The organism is Streptomyces sp. S063 (assembly GCF_002832675.1).
Lineage (GTDB): Bacteria > Actinomycetota > Actinomycetes > Streptomycetales > Streptomycetaceae > Streptomyces > Streptomyces sindenensis.
In genome coordinates this window covers 6,815,254-6,832,863 of record NZ_CP021707.1, presented here as the reverse complement: position 1 = coordinate 6,832,863, position 17,610 = coordinate 6,815,254, and the positions used below count along the sequence as shown (strand labels likewise).

Below are 17,610 nucleotides of genomic sequence, written 5' to 3'. Positions count from 1 at the left end.
GAACAGTGAGCAAGCCACAGTCACCGAGAGGTGCAGTGACCACAGAGGGGTGAGTGACCACATGCAGCGCGCATCACATCACCGGTCCAGATCACGACGCGGCCTCGCGGCGGCCGTGGCGGCCGGTGCTCTGACCGTGTCCATGCTGGGCAGCGGCGGCCCGGCCAGCGCGGACACATCGCCGGACCGGGCCCTGGTGGAGAAGATGGCGACAACGTTGTCGTTGCCATCTCCGCCGGGGGCTCTCAACCAGGTGAAGGTGCTGGTGTTCCACGCCTCGGCGGGTGAGGAGGCCCCGTACACCGACGCCGGGATCGCGGCGATCGAGAGGATCGGGCTCACCGGCCCGGAGGCCCAGCGGTTCACCACCGTGGCCACCGCCGACCCGAAGGTCTTCACCAACGGCAAGCGGCTCGGCTCCTTCCACGCCGTCGTCTTCCTCACCGGCGGGGGCGACGTCCTCGACCCGGAGCAGGAGGCGGGCCTGGAGGCGTACATGGAGGCGGGCGGCGGCTTCCTCGGCATCCATGACGCGGCGCGCACCGAGCCGTACTCCGACTGGTTCACCGGTCTGGTCGGGGCCCGGCCGGCGGCGAACAGCCCGGCGTCCGTACAGCGGGCGACCGTCGAGATCGGGGACCGGGTCCACCCGGCCACCAAGAGCCTGCCGCTGGAGTGGAAACGCCCCGACAAGTGGCTGAACTGGACGAAGAACCCGTCGGGCGACGTCCACACCGTGGCGCGCGTGCGGGAGTTGACGTACAAGCCGGGCGAGAGCGCCAACGGGTGGGACCACCCGGTCTCCTGGTGCCGCGACTACGACGGCGGGCGGTCCTTCTACACGGCGATGGGCGGTACGGCGAACAGCTTCGCCGAGACCGACTTCCGCGACCACCTGCGCGGCGCGCTCTCCTGGACGAACCGGACGTCACAGGCCGACTGCAAGGCGACGATCACCTCCAACTACACCGCCGAGCGGGTCACCCAGCCCAACCAGCCGGGCCAGAACGACCAGATCGGCGAGCCGCACGGACTGGTGACCGCACCGGACGGGCGGGTCTTCTACATCGGGCGCGGCGGGGCCGACAGCTCGCAGCCGGTCGTCACCGACTGGGCCGACCCGAACATCGGCAAGGGCAAGGGCGAGATCCACGTCTACGACCCGGAGACGAGGAAGGTCACCCTGGCGGGTGCGCTGGACGTCTTCGGCAACAAGGGCGGGGGCGACGAACTGGTCAAGAACGAGGAGGGGTTGCTCGGCATCGAGCTGGACCCCGACTTCGCGTCCAACGGCTGGGTCTATCTGCACTACACCCCGCACGCGAAGATCGACCGCGACAAGCGCATGGCGACCCGTCAGGTCTCCCGCTTCACCTTCGACTTTGCGACCGACAAACTGGATCTCGCCTCGGAGAAGGTGCTGCTCGGCTGGCCCGTGCAGATCCACAGCTGCTGCCACGCGGGCGGCGGCATGGCGTGGGACTCGAAGGGCAACCTGTACATCGCGACCGGCGACAACAACTCCTCCGGCTTCAGCGACGGTTACTCCGGCAACAACCCGCAGCCGAACTACAAGGGCGTCTCCTTCGCCGACGCGCGTCGCACCTCGGGCAACACGAACAACCTCAACGGGAAGATCCTGCGGATCCACCCGGAGGACGACGGCACGTACACCCTGCCGTCCGGCAACCTCTTCACCGGCAAGGAGCCGGACGAGGGCGGCGGCAAGACGCGCGGCGAGATCTATGTGATGGGCGTGCGCAACCCGGCCCGCATCTCGATCGACCCGGCGACGGACACGCTGTACGCGGGCTGGGTCGGCCCCGACGCGGGCGCCCCGTCGACCACCTGGGGCCCGGCGAAGTACGACACGTTCGCCGCGATCACCAAGGCGGGCAACCACGGCTGGCCGTACTGCATGGGCAACAACCAGCCCTACCGGGACCGCAATCTGCCGGACCCGACGAAGCCACTGGGCTGGTACGACTGCAACGCCCCGAAGAACGAGTCGCCGAACAACGACGGCCTGGTCAAGCTGCCGCCGGTGACTCCGAACACCATCTGGTACTCACCGCAGGGCGGCGGGGTCGACTACCCGCGCGACGCCAACGGCGTGCCGAGTTACCTGGCGGAGGAGGGCAAGCAGCTGCTGCCCTGGCTCAAGGGCGGCGGCCAGGCCACGATGAACGGCCCGGTCTACCGGTACGACGCGCAGAGCGAGTCCGCCGCGAAGTGGCCGGCCTACTGGGACGGCAAGTGGTTCGTCGGTGACTTCTACGACGACACACAGCCCCGGCACGCCGTGCTCACCGACCCTGAGACGGTCGGCAAGGGCGGACTGCCCACGCACGCCGAGTCGTTGAAGAAGATCATCCCGGTCGGAGCGGACGGCATCCGCAACCTGATGGACTGGAAGTTCGCACCCGACGGTTCGCTGTACGTCCTCGACTACGGGCGTGGCTTCTTCACCTCCGACTCCAAGTCCGCGCTGTGGCGCGTGTCGTACAAGGGCGGCGGCGCGACGCCGGCCGCCGCGGATCTCGTGGACAAGGCGGCGGCGAAGTGATACCACGTCCGTACCCCGCACGCAGGCGGCAACGTCCGCCGAGCTTCTGGGTGGCCCTGCTGGCCTCCCTCCTGATGGTCCTCGGGCTGACCTCGACGGCCGCGTACGGCAAGGGCGGCGGCACTCCCGGGGCGACCGCCGCCGACCAGGTGCTGACCTGGACCGCGGGCGACCCGATCGACCGCTATCTGACCGCGCCCGAGACGGCGGTGGCCGGCAAGGCGACGATCGTCTTCGAGAACAGCACGGCCACCGGCAACACGACGAGCATGCCGCACACGCTGACGTTCAGCACGTCGGACCCGGAGCACAACCAGGACGTCCAGCTGAACATCCTGGCCAATCCGAGCGACTCCGAGGGCGGCAAGCACAGCGTCGAGGTCACCCTGACGCCGGGCACGTACTCCTACCACTGCACGATCCCGGGCCACGGCCAGATGAAGGGCGTGCTCACCGTCACCGAGGGAGGTGGCGGCGATGACACCGAGGCCCCCGCGACCTCGGCGAAGGTCGACGGCGACCAGAACGGCGACGGCGCGTACATCGGCCAGGCCACGGTGACCGTCGAGGCCACCGACGCGGGGTCCGGCGTCGACACCGTCGAGTTCGCCCTCGGGGCCGACGGCGACTGGCAGCCCTACACCGCGCCCGTCGTGGTGAACGAGGTCGGCGACCACACGGTCCGCTACCGGGCCACCGACAAGGCCGGCAACGCGGCCGCGGAGAAGTCCGTCGACTTCGCGGTGGCGGCCCCGCCGACCGACGACGAGACGCCGCCGGAGACCTCTGCGACCGTCTCCGGCGAGAAGGACGACGCGGGCGCGTACCTGGGCATGGCCACGGTCACCGTGACGGCGTCCGACACCGGGTCCGGCGTCAACACCATCGAGTACGCGCTCGGCGCGGACGGCGAGTGGCAGCCGTACACCGCTCCGGTGATGGTCCACGAGCTGGGCGAGCACACCGTCCGCTACCGGGCCACCGACCGGTCGGGCAATGTCGCGGACGAGAAGTCCGTCGACTTCACCGTGGTCGAGCCGCCGTCGCAGGACCAGACGGCTCCGGAGACCTCGGTGAAGGTCGAGGGCGACAAGAACAGCGACGGCGCGTTCATCACCAGCGCCAAGGCCACCGTCTCCGCGACCGACGACGACTCGGGCGTGGAGAAGGTGGAGTACAGCCTCGACGGCGGACCGTACCTCGCGTACACCGCCCCGGTGATCGTCGACCGGGTCGGCTACCACTCCATCGCCCACCGGGCGACGGACAGGGCGGGCAACACCTCCGAGGCGAAGAAGGTCTCGTTCACCATCGCCCAGGGCGGCGGGGTCCCCGCGCCGAACTGCGCGGAGTTCGACGAGCGGCACACCGTCTTCGTCGGCACGATCGACACGGGCGTCCCGAACCGGATCACCCGAAACCGCTGCACGATCAACGAGCTGATCGAGGACGAGAAGGACTGGTCCTCCCACGCGCTGTTCCTCAAGCACGTGACGTCGGTGCTCGACAAGCTGAAGGCCGACGGTGTCATCGACCAGCGGGAGCGCAGGGCGATCAACCAGGCCGCCAAGCAGTCGGGCATCGGAATGCCGGGCCAGGTCGAGGGCTACACCAAGCTCTTCGACGGCACGGCGGCCTCGCTCGCCAAGTGGGAGCACGTGGGCGGCGGCAAGTTCGAGCTGAACGAGGAGGAGGGCTCCATCACCAGCTCCACCACGGTGGACGGGATGGGCATGCTGTGGCTGCCGAACCGGGCCTACGGCGACTACTCGCTCAAGCTCCAGTGGCGCGACGACGCCCCGGGCTCGGGCAACGCCAACGGCGGGGTCTTCGTCCGCTTCCCGAAGGTCCACGACCACCCGGAGGAGTCGCGTCCGGAGTGGGTCGCCATCAAGTACGGCCATGAGATCCAGGTCAACGACCGGCCGGACGGCGACATGTACAAGACCGGTTCGGTGTACGGCTTCGACCGGGTGGGTCTCGGCGGCGCCGGGGTGACGCCCAAGGGCACCTGGAACGACTACGAGATCAAGGTGGTCGACCAGCACTACGAGATCTACCGCAACGGTGTCCTGATCAACGAGTTCGACAACACCCGCGGTCAGCTCTTCGAGCCGCCGCGGGGCGACGACCCGGGCACCGACGGCCGGCGGTTCGCCTCCGGCTACATCGGGCTCCAGGTGCACGGCGTCACGGACGTCATCTCGTACCGCGACATCCGCATCAAGGAGCTGTAGGCCGCGCCCCAACCCGTGGAAGGAGGTCTCAGGGGGCCGTGGCCGCATGCTCGGGCGTGCGGGCACGGCCTCCTGGGTGCCGGTGCCGCCACACCCAGAAGACCGTGCAGGAGACCAGCGCCCAGGCGGCGAGGACCAGGTACGGGAAGACGAACTGGTGGCCCTGGTAGTACACGGCGGTGTGCTGGGCGTTGACCGAGGCGCCCGGTGGCAGCCAGCGGCCGATGTGGCCGAGCGCGGAGGGCAGCAGCGGCCAGGACACCGCGCCACCGGACGACGGGTTGCCGAGCAGCACCATGACGCCCCAGGTGGGGATCATCGCCCAGCGGCCCATCAGGGTGTTGAACATGGTGAAGACCATGCCGGAGGTGAACATCGTGAACGCCAGGATCAGCCAGGACTGGACGAACGGCAGGTCCACCGCCCCGAGCCACCAGTCCACGGCCGCCGCGATGGCGAAGCCGCCGAGCAGGGCGTAGGCGACGGTGAAGGCGATGCGCTCGGCCGGGTTCAGGCCGTGGGCGTGCACGCTCAGCTGGATCGCGCCGAGGAAGCCCATGATCACCGCGGCCAGCGAGATGTAGAAGAGGGCGAGCCCGCGCGGGTCGCCCTTCTGGAGCGGCTTGACGTCCCGGACGGTGACTTCGACGCCGGTGGCGTCCCCCACCTCGATCCCCGCCTTGGCGATCAGCTCGGCCACCGAGGCGCCCGAGGCCCCGGCCACGTCGAGCGCCACCCCGGCGTCCGACGCTCGGACGATGGTGAAGACCTTCTGCTCGTCCAGGGCGCGGCGGGCGTCGGCGACGTCCGGATAGTCGTGGAGTTCGAGCGAGGCGTCGAGGGCCTTCTCCATCCCGGCGACGAACGCCTCGCCGCGCTCCACCTCCGGCTGGGTGACCAGGGCCGCCGGGATGCGGTGCGGGGTGGGGTTGGCCATCGCGTACGTGTAGGAGCCGGCGAAGAGACCGGCCGCGGCGGCGACGATCAGGACGAGGACGGTCGCGGGCAGGAACGGGCTGTTCTTGTACGCCTTCCAGCGCTCGCCGAGGGTGCGCGGCCGCCCGTGCGCGCCGTGCCCCGCGCTGCTCGAGCTCACGCCGTCCCACCGTCGTCGTCATCGTGGCGCGCGCGACTGGGCTGGACGCGCTTCGGTTCGCCGGGCATCTTCGGGTACTCCGGCGGATAGGGCATGTCGCCGAGCCCGCGCTCCCTCTCGTCCCGGTCGGCCAGCTCCAGCAGCCCGTCGAGCCGGAACGCCTCCTCGTCCATGTCGGCGTGGACGTCGCCGAGTTCGGCGTACCGCCCCGGCATGGTGCGGAGGTCGAAGTCGCGGGGTTCGGCGTCGTCGATCTCGTCCCAGCGCAGCGGTGCGGAGACCGGGGCGTGCGGGAAGGGGCGTACGGAGTAGGCGGAGGCGATGGTGCGGTCCCGGGCGGTCTGGTTGAAGTCGACGAAGATCCGCTCGCCGCGCTCCTCCTTCCACCATGCGGTCGTCACCCGCTCGGGCATCCGCCGCTCCAGCTCGCGCCCGGCGGCGATGGCGGCGCGCCGCACCTCGACGAAGGTCCAGGCGGGCTCGATGGGGACGAAGACATGCATCCCGCGCCCGCCGGAGGTCTTGGGCCAGCCGCGTACGCCGTGGTCCTCCAGGACGGAGCGCAGCTCGTGGGCGGCGGTGACGGCGTCGGCGTAGTCGGTGCCGGGCTGCGGGTCCAGGTCGATGCGCAGCTCGTCCGGGTGATCGGTGTCCCCGGCCCGCACCGGCCAGGGGTGGAAGGTGAGGGTGCCGAGGTTGGCGGCCCAGATCACCGCGGCGAGCTCGGTCGGGCAGATCTCGTCGGCGGGACGGCCGCTGGGGAAGGCGATCCTGGCGGTGGGGATCCATTCGGGGAGGTTCTTCGGGGCGCGCTTCTGGTAGAAGAAGTCGCCCTCCACCCCGTCCACGAAGCGCTGGAGCGTGGTCGGCCGGTGGTTCAGGGCACGGGTGATCCCGGGGCCGACGGCCAGGAAGTATGCGGCCACGTCCCTCTTGGTGTAGCCCTTCTCGGGGAAGTACACCTTGTCCGGGTTGGACAGCCTCACGGCCCGTCCGCCCGCGTCCAGCTCCACCGCTGATCCCATGACGGCCACCGTAGGCCGGTCGCACATATGCCGCACATCGGGCGACACGGGCGGGGGGCGGTCCAGAATCGGGCCATGGACCTGCCGGTGATGCCTCCCGTGAAGCCGATGCTCGCCAAGTCGGTACCCAGGATCCCGCCGGGCATGGCGTACGAGGCGAAGTGGGACGGCTTCCGGGCGATCGTGTACCGGGACGGCGACGAGGTCGAGATCGGCAGCCGTACGGGCAAGTCGCTGACCCGCTACTTCCCCGATCTGGTGGACGCCGTGCGGGACAACCTTCCGCCGCGCTGTGTGATCGACGGGGAGATCGTCATCGCTCACGAGGGGCGGCTCGACTTCGAGCGGCTCAGCGAGCGCATCCATCCGGCGGACTCCCGGGTGCGGATGCTCGCCGAGCAGACCCCGGCGAGCTTCATCGCCTTCGACGTCCTCGCGGTCGACGACACCTCTCTGCTGAGCAGCCCGCAGGCGGACCGGCGGGCGGTGCTGACGGCCGCCCTCTCCGGGGCCTTGGCGCCCGTGCTCCTCGCTCCGTCCACCACGGACATCGAGCTGGCCCGGGAGTGGTTCGACCGCTACGAGGGGGCGGGGCTCGACGGGATCGTGGCGAAGCCGCTGGATCTGCCGTACCGGCCCGACACCCGGGTGATGTACAAGATCAAGCACGAACGGACCGCCGACGTCGTGGTGGCCGGCTACCGCGAGCACAAGAGCGGCCCGGTCGTCGGATCGCTGCTGCTCGGCCTGTACGACACCGAGGGCGTGCTCCAGCACGTCGGGGTCTGCGCGGCCTTCCCGATGAGGCGACGCGCCGAGCTCGCCGAGGAACTCGCCGCCCTGCGCTGCGAGTTCGCCGAGCATCCGTGGGGCGCGTGGGCGGACGCGGCGGCGCACGAGCAGTCCCGGCTGCCGGGCACGCAGAACCGGTGGTCGGGCAAGAAGGACCAGTCCTGGGTGCCGTTGCGCCCGGAGCGGGTGTGCGAGGTGGCCTACGACCACATGGAGGGCGACCGGTTCCGCCACACCACCCAGTTCCGTCGGTGGCGGCCGGACCGGTCCCCTGCGAGCTGTACGTACGCGCAGCTGGAGGAGGTCGTCTCCTACGACCTGTCCGAGGTGCTGTCAGGCGGCTGAACCCTCGGCCGCGGGCATGGAAGGCGGTCCTGGGGGCACGTTCCGGTGCGGGAGAGGGCCCACCCGCGGCGGGGTGGGCCCTCTCCCGCACCGGTGGACGACGAGGCGAGCGAGGAGACCAGGGCGATGACCGAAGGGCCGGGGGCCGATCCGGCGGAGCTGCTGAAGGGGCTGACCGTGGACGGCAGCCGTCCCGAGCAGCCCGTCCTGCTGGACGAGCGGGGCCGTCCGATCGACACATGGCGGGAGAACTACCCGTACGACCGACGGGTGCGGCGCAACGAGTACGAGTCGGCCAAGCGCGTCCTGCAGATCGAACTGCTCAAGCTCCAGCGCTGGGTTCGCGAGACCGGGCAGCGGCTGGTGGTCCTGTGCGAGGGGCGGGACGCGGCCGGCAAGGGCGGGACCATCCAGCGCTTCACCGAGCGGCTGAACCCGCGTGGTGCGCGCGTGGTCGCCCTGGAGAAGCCCACCGAGCGCGAGAGCGGCCAGTGGTACTTCCAGCGCTACGTGGCCCAGCTCCCGACCGCCGGGGAGATCGTCTTCTTCGACCGGTCCTGGTACAACCGGGCCGGTGTGGAGCGGGTGATGGATTTCTGCACCACGGAGCAGTACGAGCACTTCCTGCGCCAGGCACCGCAGTTCGAGCGGATGCTCGTCGAGGACGGCGTGCTGCTGGTGAAGTTCTGGTTCTCGGTCTCCCGCAGCGAGCAGCGGACCCGGTTCGCGATCCGGCAGGTCGACCCGGTCCGCCAGTGGAAGCTGTCCCCGACCGACCTGGCGTCGCTCGACCTGTGGGACGAGTACACGGCCGCGAAGGTCGAGATGTTCCGGGCCACGGACACCGATGACGCGCCATGGACCGTGGTGAAGAACAACGACAAGAAGCGCGGCCGACTGGAAGCGATGCGCAGCCTCCTGTCGCGGTTCGACTACGACAGCAAGGACGAGAAGGCCGTCGGGAAACCGGACCCGCTGATCGTCGGACCGGCGGACACCCTGCTGGAGCCGGGCGAGGAGCGGGCGGACCTCTCGCCCACGCCGCTGACCGGCCGGGCGCACGGGCCGGGCGACCATCCCCGCCAGGATTGAGCCGGGCCTTTCCGCCACGGGGACGATAATTGGGGCTCCTCCACCCGCTGGTGGAGGAGCCCCAATTTATCGTCCCTTCTCCGCGCCCGAAATACGGAATTCGTCAGGCGTTGATCTTTTCCAGATCCACCACGTCATCGGCGGCGGGCTTCTCGGCTTCGACCTTCTTGTTGTAATCGCTCAGCACCGTCTCACTCGGCGCTTCGCCGCCTTCGGAAACCGCTTTGAGAACATAGGGCTCGCCCTCGGTGGCCACGTACATGGTGATCTTCTCGCCGTTCTCCCGCTTCTTCTCCAGGATCAGCGCGGGCTTGCCGTCGACCTCCGTGGTCTCACCCTTCTTCATTCCCTTGCGCTCGGACTTGTCGCTGTCCAGCATGGCGAGGGCGGCCTGCTTGTCGCACATCCCCTCCGTGCCGGACTGCGCCGGATCGGAGGCCACCCACTTGCCCTGCACCTGCTTGACCACCTCTTCGGTACCGGGCTTCCCCTTCAGCGTGTTCTGCCAGAACTTCTCATCGCCCGCACGTAGGCGCTCTGCCCGACCTGCAGGACCTCGGCCTTGGCTCCCTGTCCGGTCATGGTGCCCGCGCAGCGGTCCTGGTCGTCGACATGGAAGTCGATGCCGATCTCGTTGCCGCCGGGCTGCTGCGCCTTTCCGACGATCCGCACGGATGTCGCATCACGGGTCGCCTTGACCGCTTCGGCGGCGATGGTGTCCGGGCTCTTTCCGTCGAAGGCTTCATCGGATTTTTCACCGCCGCACCCCACCAGTGCCGTCGCCCCCAGAGAAACCGAAACCGCAGCCAGGATGACCTTCTTCATCGCGTTCCCTCCCAGAAAAGGTGAGGGCCTCCCCGGGCCCTCATGAGCCCGGTTACCCAGCGGATGCAGAAAGTCACCCGCCTCTTTCCCGCTGTCTTCTCCGGCGGCTCCGCGAGCGTAGCGGAATCCGGCCCTCCCGCCCGACGGAAGGGAAGGGGCGTGACTCAGACCGCGGCTTCCTCCCCCGGCTCGCACGGGTCGTCAGGCTCGTCCCGGCCGCCCGAGGCCGTCTCGGACGGCGAGAGGTCCGTCGGGGACGGGGACGGCGTTTCGCCCGGGCAGCCCGGGCCGGTCTCGTCGGGGTCGGGCGGGGTGGTGGGCCCTGTCGGGTCGGGGCTGGGGCCCGGGTCCGTGGGCCCGGGGTCGGTCGGGTCGGGGCTGGGGCCCGGTCCGGGGTCGGTGGGTCCGGGTCGGTCGGGCCAGGGTCGGTGGGCCCGGGGTCCGTCGGGTCGGGGGTGGGGCTCGGGGAGCCGGGCTTCGTGGGGCGCGGAGGGGTGGGGCTCGGGCTCGGCGGCTTGGTCGGCTGCGGGCCGACGACGACGCCTCCGTCGTCCTTGCCGGGGCGTTCTGGAGCGCCGGGGCCGCCGACCGGTGCCTTGGGCCTCGTCTTCCCGCCGGGACCGGGGCTGGCCGGGAGGACGCCCTCGCCGTCGGCGACCGGGTGGCTGCCCTCGCGGTAGAACTCCAGCCAGGACAGCACGGTCCGCAGATAGGTGTCGGAGCGGTTGTAGCCGAGGATCGCCCGGTCCAGGTCGGCGCGGCGGGTCAGATCGCGCGGCCCGGCGCACAGGTAGTGCCCGGCGGCGAGCGCCGCGTCGTAGATGTTGTTCGGGTCCTTGCGGCCGTCGCCGTTGCCGTCCGCGCCCCAGACGGCCCAGGTGGACGGGATGAACTGCATGGGCCCGACGGCCCGGTCGTAGGTGCCGTCGCCGTCGTACGCCCCGCCGTCGGTGTCCCGGATCAGGGCGAAGCCGTTGCCGTCGAGCGCGGGTCCGAGGATCGGGGCGAGGGTCGTCCCGCGCGCGTCGACCCGCCCGCCGGACGCCTGGCCGGACTCGACCTTGCCGATCGCCGCGAGCAGCTGCCACGGCAGCCCGCACCCGGGGTCGCTGCGGCCCACCGCGCTCTCGGCCTTGCGGTAGGCGTCCAGCACGGTGGCCGGGATGCCCGCCTCGGACCGGGCGAGGGCGACGAGGGGGTCGAGCTTCTTCCCGGGCTTCAGGAGTTCGGGCGGCTTCGGGGACCGCAACGGCGGCAACTCCGTGTGGTAGACGTCGTCCCCCGGCACCTCGGTCCACACCACCTCGTCGGAGGACGCCGCCTTCTCCTTTTGGGGCTCGGGCACCGGGAACCCCGGGGCCTGGGACGCGGTGAGCGCGGTCATCGCGGCGACGGCGGTGGCCGTGGTGCCGAGCCGGCGGCGCACCGTGCGGTGGAAGCTCATGCGGATTCCCTTCGCTCAGCGGGTGAACGTGTCGATGGCGGCGATCAGCCAGGTGTCCCCGCGGCGGACGGCGTCCACGGCGAACATGGCCGCCGCGTACGTCGTCTCCTCGTCCTTGCCCGTACGGGTGTTGCTCTGGTCGGCGAAGATCAGCAGGCGGGCGCGGTCGCCGTCCAGGAACTCGACCCCGCTCTCGGTGACGGTGGTGGTCAGGACGAGCTTCTGCTCCGGGGCCTGCTCCCGGACGTCGGCCAGCATGTCCTTGTGCTGCTGCACGGCCCGGCCGGTCAGATAGGTACTGGCCGCGCGGTCGGACCGGGCGGGCGAGGCGTAGTCGTAACTGAACACCGCGCCGACCGCCTCGCTGATCCGGCCCTTCACCTCGCTGGTGCCGGCGATGTCGGTGAGCGCGGAGTTCTGCCGGGCGGGCTCGTCGCGGAGGCTGCTCGCCGAGGTGAACGCCCAGGCGGCGACGGCCCCGAGGAGCACGGTGAGCGCGCAGAGCACGGCGGGCAGGGTGATGCGGAGTCGGGAGGCCTGGCGGCGGGGGCCGTCGTCGGGGTTGCTGTCGCCGGCGGTGTCGGTTTCGGCTTCCGTGGCATCAGTGGCCGGGGCGGCCGGTGGGCCGGGCTCGGTCGTGGTGACCGGGCCGGCGGTCGGCCCGGAGACCGGTTCCGATCCGGTCTCCGCCGTACGTGAAGGGGTTGTGGCCAGCCTGCGGCGGCGGTTGACGAGGTGACGGGTCGTCGACATGGGTGGATCCTCTCCGGGGCGTACGGGGTGGGCGGGGTGCGGCCGGGAAATCAGCTGCCCGTGGAGCCGACGGGCGCCTGGCCCAGCGCGCTGAGCTTCCACCCCCCGGAGGTCCGGGTGAGGGTGCCGAGCAACCGGCTCTCCTTCACGGCCGGTTCGCCCTTGGGCGCGGTGACCGTCACCCGGAGCGCCACCATCACCCCTGCCCGGCCCGCCCGTTGGTCCAGTTCGGTCACCGCGCCGGAGAGGACCTTCGCCGTGCTCACGGTCTTCGCCTCGGCGATCTGCTTCGCGAACGCGTCCCGTCCGTCGACGAGTTGGCGGTGCAGGTCGCCGGTGGTGGACTGCTCCCAGCTGTCGAGCCCCTGCTCCAGCGCCTTGTGGTCCAGGGTGTTCATGTTCTGCACCGCCTGCTCCCCCGCCGCCAGCGCGTCGTCCCGCGCCCGCGCGAAGGACGCCGCGTCGTCGTGCGAGGCCGCGTAGCGCTGCCAGCCGCCCGAGCCCGCGGCTCCGGCCGCGCAGACCACCAGGGCGAGGGCGGCGAGCAGGAGCGGGTTTCTCGTCCCGGTGGTCCTGCGCGTCTCCGTCTTCGTTGTCGTCGTCCGCCGCCGTGCCATGTGCTGCCTCTCCCCTGCCTGCCGAACCGGGCCCGTCCGCCATCGCCGCCGGGCCGCCGTCATATGGAGCCGATCTCGACGATCCACCAGCGCCCGTCGCGCAGTTCGGCGACCACCGTGAGCTGCGCGGAGGCGGTGGTGGGAGTGCGGCCCCGGCGTTCGTGGACCTGGTCGAGGAAGACCAGGAGGTGTGCGCTGTCGTCGGTCAGCCGGGTCACACCGGCTCGGACGACCTCGGTGGTGAGCGTCAGCTTCTGGTCGGCGGACTGCCGCTCGACCTGGCCGAACAGCGCCGCGTACTGCTGGAGCGCCTTGCCCGCCAGGACCTCCTTCGCTGCCGCCCGCGTGGCCGCGGTGGCCCCGGGCCCGTACGAGAAGACCTTGCTGAGCGCGCTGCTGACATCGCCCGTGACGCGGGTGGTCGCCACCGCGTCGGTGAGCGCCAGGTTCGCCGTGGCCGGGGTGTCGCGCAGCTGGCGCCCCTCGGCGTACAGAGCGCCGCCCGTGGCGAGGAGGGCCACCGTCAGCAGGGCGCCGAGGACGCGCGGCCACCGGCGGCGGTCCGCGTCCGCGCCGTCTCGCGGGTCCGGCGCCCGCGTCTCGGTCTCCTCGACCCCGGGGTCGGGGCCGAGGGCGACATCGCTGTTCACCGTCGCCGTTCCTCCGCTCTCTCTCCCGCTCGCTCTCACCGGCCACCGCCCGTCCCGATCGCCGTGAGCGCCTTGACCTTCCAGCCGTCGGCCGTGCGGGCGAGGGTCACCCCGAACCGTTTGCGCTGGGTGCCGGCCGCGCCGGAGCGCGGGGTGACCTCGACGTCCACGGTGGCGATCAGCTCCGCCGTACCGGTGCGCTCGTCCAGTGCGGTGAGCGCCGCCGCGGTGACCTTGCCCCGGGCCGTGTCGCCCGCCGCCGTGAGGGACTTCGCGTCGGCCTTACGGGTCCGCGCCAGCTCGTCGTGGAGCGGCCCGGTGGAGGAGTCCAGCCAGGCCCGTAACCCGTCGTCGACCCGCCGCGCGCTCTTGCCGTCCAGGCTGTTCAGCGTCGCGAGGTGCCGTTTGCCCTCGGCCAGGGCCGTGTCGCGGGCCTTCGCGTAGGAGAGGGAGCGGTCGCCGCGCGCCTGCCCGTACGACCAGGCCCCCAGCCCGCAGACCAGGGCGGCGACGAGCAGGACGGCCCAGCCGCCCAGGTGCCGGGCGCGGGGGGTCATGAGCCGCCTCCCAGGCCCAGCAGCCCGGCCATGCCCTCGGCCGGCGGCTGTGCGGTCGCGGCCGTGCCGGCCACGGCTCCGGGCAGCTTCATCGAGCCCGGGACGGCCGGTTCCGGCACCGGGCCGCCCTTGGGGGCGTTGGCGCTGCCCCGGACGTTGATGCCGGTGCCGGGCGAGGACGTGCAGCGGGCGGCGGTGTTCACGGCGGGCCCGGCCGAGGTGTCGAGGCCGTTGCGGTAGACCGTGCCGCCGTAGCCGGCGGTGCAGGGCAGCGGTTCGAAGAAGGTGACGGACATCCCGAACCGGGCGCCGTCGTCGTCGACCGCGCTCGCCCCGGCGGCGGCGACGGCGGGGAGTTTCACGAGGAGTTCCTCCAGGCCGCGTTGGCGGGTGACGGCCACTTCCGATGTGGTGAGGAGGTTGGCGACGACGACGCCGAAGGCCGGGTCCACGTCGCGCAGCAGTCCGCTGATCTGGACGGCGGCGTCCGGAGTGGTCGCGATGAGGCGGCGCAGGTCGCCGTCGGAGCCCTTGAGTTCGGCGGCCAGCTCCTTCGCGCCCCTGGCGAAGCCCTTCAGTGCCCTGCCCTGCTCGGCCTGGGTGCGCAGGACCTGCTCGCCGTCGGCCATCAGCCGGGTGGTGACCGGCAGGGCCTTGTCCGCCGCCTCGATGAAGTCGCCGCCGGTGTCCAGCAGGACCTGGAGGTCGTCGCCGCGCCCTTCGAAGGCGGCCCCGAACTCCTCGACGACGGTCCGCAGGCTCTCCAGGTCCACCGAGCTCGCCAGGTCGTCGACGCTGGTGAGTACGTCGGTGGGGGGTGCGGGAATGGTGGTGTCGGCTTCGTCGATGACCGAGCCGTTGCCCAGGAAGGGGCCCTCCGCCCGCGTGGGCCGCAGGTCGACGTACTGCTCGCCGACCGCCGAGAGGTTCGCGACGACGGCCGTGAGGCTGTCCGGGATCCGCGGGGCGTCCTTCTCGATCCGCAGCTCGGCCTCGACGCCGTCCTCGGTCAGCTCGATGGGGCCGACGCGGCCCACGGAGACGCCCCGGTAGGTGACGTTGGAGTGGGTGTACAGGCCGCCCGTCTGCGGGAGTTGGACCGTGACGGTGTAGTAGCTGCGCAGTCCGACGTAATGGCCGAGGTCGGCGTAGCGGACGCCCAGGTAGCCGAGGACGAGGACGGCGATGACGAGGAAGGCGAGGTTCTTCAGCCGGACGGCGAGGGTGATCACTCGGTCGCCTCCTTCGTGGTCTTCGGCGTGCCCGGAGCGGTGCTCCTCGGCGTGCCCGACACGGCGGGCAGCGGGAGCGGGAGGGGCAGCGCGCCCTTGGTCGACGCGGCCGGTCCCTCGCCCTCGGCCGGGGGCTGGGGGATGCCCGGGGGTCCGGGGTGAGGGCCGGGACGATCTGCGTGCCGGGCATGGCCGTCACGTCCAGGTAGACGTTGAGGTAGTCGCCCTTGACGCCGCGCAGTACCTCGTCCGTGAAGGGGTAGGTCAGCAGCACCTGGAGCGAGTTCGGCAGGTCCTGACCGGAGTCGGCGAGCGCTTTGAGGGTCGGGGCGAGCGCCTTGAGGTCGGCGATCATGTCGGCCTTGCTCCGGTTGATGGTGTCGACGGCGACCGTGGACAGGGTGTCGAGGGAGCGCAGCATGGTCAGCAGGGAGCCGCGCTGTTTCTCCAGGACCTTGAGTCCGGGGCTGAGTCCGGTGAGGACGGTGCCGACGTCCTGTTTCCGGGTGGCGAGGGTGGTGGCGAGCCGGTTGACCCCGTCGAGGGCCTGGGTGATGTCGCCCTTGTTCTCGTCCAGGTTGGTCACGAGGGTGTCGACCCGGTTGAGCACGGAGCGGATCTGCGGTTCCTGCCCGGCGAGCGCCTTGTTGAGCTCGGTGGTGATGGTCTTGAGCTGGTTGACGCCACCCCCGTTGAGGAGCAGGGACAGGGCTCCGAAGACCTCTTCGACCTCGGGGTTCCGGTTGGTGCGGGAGACGGGGATCCGTCCGCCGCTCGCGAGCGTTCCGTGGGCGGTGCCCTCGGGGGGCGGGGCGAGCTGGATGAACTTCTCGCCGAGCAGGCTGGACTGTTCGAGCCGGGCGTAGGCGTTGGCGGGAAGCTTGACCTCGCCGTTGACCTGCATGGTGACCCGGGCCCGCCAGCCGTCCGGGGCCAGCGCGATCTTCGTGACGCGCCCCACGGACACGTCGTTGACCTTCACCGAGGACTGCGGGGCGAGGCTGAGGACGTCGCCGAACTCGGCGGTGACCTCGTACGGCCGGTCGCCCAGGTCCGCGCCGCCGGGCAGCGGTATCTGCTCGATGCCGGTGAAGGAGGGTGCGTCGGGGCGGACCACGACCAGGGCGATCAGCGCACCGGTGGCGAGCAGCGCGACGGCGCCGACGGCCGCGCGTGCGGCGGGTCTGCGCCGGATCTCGTCGTTCATCGCCCTGCCCCCTTCTCCTGGCCGGTCTCGCCGGACGTGCCTGCCCTACCGGCCCTGCCCGGCTTGCCGGGCTGCTTCTCGGGGGTGCCGTAGACCGTGCCGACCTCCGGCAGCGGCAGGACGGGCAGCGTCTTGCGGCGGGTCGCGTCCACGGGGGCGAGGCCGGTGAGCCGGCTCGCCGCGGCGGCGGCCCCGGCCTCGACGAGCGGTCCGCCCATGGACAGTTCATTGAGGTTGGTCCGCCCGTTGAGGGTGCGGTTGGCCGGGTCGTAGGCGTTCAGGACGTTGCCCGCGGCGAGCGGCAGGGTGTCCATCGCCTCGGCGAGCGAGGCGCGCTGGTCGACGAGCGCCTGGGTGACCGGCACCAGGGCCTCGACGTTCTTCTTGAGCGAGCCGCGGTTCTTGGCGATGAAGGTCTTGACCTGGCCGAGGGCGGTGCCGAGCTCCTTCAGGGCGGCGCTGAGGTTCTTCTTGTCGTCGGCGAGGAAGGAGGTGACCGTGTTCAGCTGCTGTTCGGCGTTGCGGACGTCGCCGTCGTTCTCCTTGAGCATGGTGGTGAAGCCCTGGAGGTACTTGAGGGTGTCGAACAGGTCGCCGCTGCTCTTGTCGAGCGTCTTGGTGGCCTTGCCGAACTGCTCGATGGAGTCACCGATGGCCTTGCCGTTGCCGTCGAGGTTCTTCGCCCCGGTGTCCAGGAGCCGCGCGAACGCCCCGTTCGCATTGGCCCCGTTGGGGCCGAGGGCGGTGGAGAGTTCGGTGATGGAGGCGTACAGCTCGTCGACCTCGACGGGGGTGGCGTTGCGGGCCGCGGGCAGCACCGCGCCGTCGGCGAGCCGGGGGCCGCCGTCGTAGGCCGGGGCGAGCTGGATGTAGCGGTCGGCGACGAGGCTGGGGGCGACGACGACGGCGTGGGCGTCCTTGGGGACGTCGATGCCCTTGTCGAGGCGCAGGACGACCTTCACCTCCTTGCCGCGTGGCTCCACCGAGTCGACGGTGCCGGCCTTGACGCCGAGGATCCGCAGGTCGGATCCGGCGTAGACGCCGGTGGCCCGGTCGAAGTAGGCGGTGACGGTCCTCTTCCCGTCCTCCTCCAGGGCGCTCACGCCGGTGGCGGCCACGACGGCGACGACGGCGAGTCCGGCGCCGATGCCGGTGATGCGGGTGCGTCTCAT

The 17,610-nt window shown here is 71.2% G+C and carries 14 protein-coding genes and 2 pseudogenes; 4 read left to right on the top strand and 12 right to left on the bottom strand.

The window, feature by feature from the left end:
- Positions 1–61: 61 nt before the first annotated feature.
- Together CCZ36_RS31025 and CCZ36_RS31020 are read left to right on the top strand one after the other, a co-directional pair.
- Positions 62–2,566 (top strand): ThuA domain-containing protein, encoded by a 2,505-nt coding sequence (locus CCZ36_RS31025; protein ID WP_237302769.1) that lies wholly within the window; start codon positions 62–64, stop codon positions 2,564–2,566.
- Between the two features lie 74 nt (positions 2,567–2,640).
- Positions 2,641–4,803, top strand: coding sequence for an OmpL47-type beta-barrel domain-containing protein (locus CCZ36_RS31020; protein WP_256095558.1), 2,163 nt, complete (start codon positions 2,641–2,643; stop codon positions 4,801–4,803).
- Between the two features lie 28 nt (positions 4,804–4,831).
- Here CCZ36_RS31020 and CCZ36_RS31015 read toward each other — a convergent pair whose 3' ends face one another.
- Both CCZ36_RS31015 and ligD read right to left on the bottom strand, forming a co-directional pair.
- Positions 4,832–5,899: an ABC transporter permease gene (locus tag CCZ36_RS31015; RefSeq protein WP_128819066.1), complete on the bottom strand. Its 1,068-nt coding sequence runs from the start codon at positions 5,897–5,899 to the stop codon at positions 4,832–4,834.
- Positions 5,896–6,924 carry a non-homologous end-joining DNA ligase gene (gene ligD, locus CCZ36_RS31010; RefSeq protein WP_234427739.1) on the bottom strand — a complete coding sequence of 343 codons (1,029 nt, stop codon included), beginning with the start codon at positions 6,922–6,924 and terminating at the stop codon, positions 5,896–5,898. The genes CCZ36_RS31015 and ligD overlap by 4 nt, the downstream gene beginning before the upstream one ends.
- Before the next feature lie 75 nt (positions 6,925–6,999).
- On the opposite strand from ligD, the gene CCZ36_RS31005 reads away from it, so the two are divergent.
- On the top strand, positions 7,000–8,061 hold the full coding sequence (locus tag CCZ36_RS31005; RefSeq protein ID WP_128819065.1) for an ATP-dependent DNA ligase: 1,062 nt from the start codon (positions 7,000–7,002) through the stop codon (positions 8,059–8,061).
- Between the two features lie 126 nt (positions 8,062–8,187).
- Entirely contained in the window at positions 8,188–9,153 is a 966-nt protein-coding gene (gene ppk2, locus CCZ36_RS31000) for a polyphosphate kinase 2 (RefSeq protein WP_069738180.1), read from the top strand.
- A gap of 103 nt (positions 9,154–9,256) precedes the next feature.
- Here ppk2 and CCZ36_RS36110 read toward each other — a convergent pair whose 3' ends face one another.
- The 10 genes and pseudogenes from CCZ36_RS36110 to CCZ36_RS30955 form a co-directional block, all read right to left on the bottom strand.
- Entirely contained in the window at positions 9,257–9,622 is a 366-nt protein-coding gene (locus CCZ36_RS36110) for a hypothetical protein (RefSeq protein WP_237302768.1), read from the bottom strand.
- A 23-nt stretch (positions 9,623–9,645) separates the two neighbouring features.
- Entirely contained in the window at positions 9,646–9,978 is a 333-nt protein-coding gene (locus CCZ36_RS36105; RefSeq protein WP_237302767.1) for a hypothetical protein, read from the bottom strand.
- A gap of 164 nt (positions 9,979–10,142) precedes the next feature.
- Positions 10,143–11,422, bottom strand: a pseudogene (locus tag CCZ36_RS30990) (lytic transglycosylase domain-containing protein).
- A gap of 15 nt (positions 11,423–11,437) precedes the next feature.
- A complete protein-coding gene (locus CCZ36_RS30985; RefSeq protein WP_128819064.1) occupies positions 11,438–12,175 on the bottom strand; it encodes a hypothetical protein in 738 nt (245 codons plus the stop codon).
- Positions 12,176–12,225: 50 nt separating this feature from the next.
- A complete protein-coding gene (locus tag CCZ36_RS30980; protein ID WP_128819063.1) occupies positions 12,226–12,792 on the bottom strand; it encodes a nuclear transport factor 2 family protein in 567 nt (188 codons plus the stop codon).
- A 59-nt stretch (positions 12,793–12,851) separates the two neighbouring features.
- Complete coding sequence (locus CCZ36_RS30975) at positions 12,852–13,442, bottom strand: hypothetical protein (RefSeq protein ID WP_128819062.1); 591 nt, start codon at positions 13,440–13,442, stop codon at positions 12,852–12,854.
- A 35-nt stretch (positions 13,443–13,477) separates the two neighbouring features.
- A complete protein-coding gene (locus tag CCZ36_RS30970; protein WP_128819061.1) occupies positions 13,478–13,999 on the bottom strand; it encodes a hypothetical protein in 522 nt (173 codons plus the stop codon).
- On the bottom strand, positions 13,996–15,231 hold the full coding sequence (locus CCZ36_RS30965) for an MCE family protein (protein ID WP_069741241.1): 1,236 nt from the start codon (positions 15,229–15,231) through the stop codon (positions 13,996–13,998). Before CCZ36_RS30965 ends, CCZ36_RS30970 begins: the two co-directional genes overlap by 4 nt.
- A pseudogene (locus tag CCZ36_RS30960) lies at positions 15,228–16,438 on the bottom strand (MCE family protein). The gene CCZ36_RS30965 and the pseudogene CCZ36_RS30960 overlap by 4 nt, the downstream one beginning before the upstream one ends.
- The gene (locus tag CCZ36_RS30955) at positions 16,435–17,610 is read right to left on the bottom strand and encodes an MCE family protein (protein WP_128819060.1); all 1,176 of its coding nucleotides are present in this window, start codon (positions 17,608–17,610) and stop codon (positions 16,435–16,437) included. The pseudogene CCZ36_RS30960 and the gene CCZ36_RS30955 overlap by 4 nt, the downstream one beginning before the upstream one ends.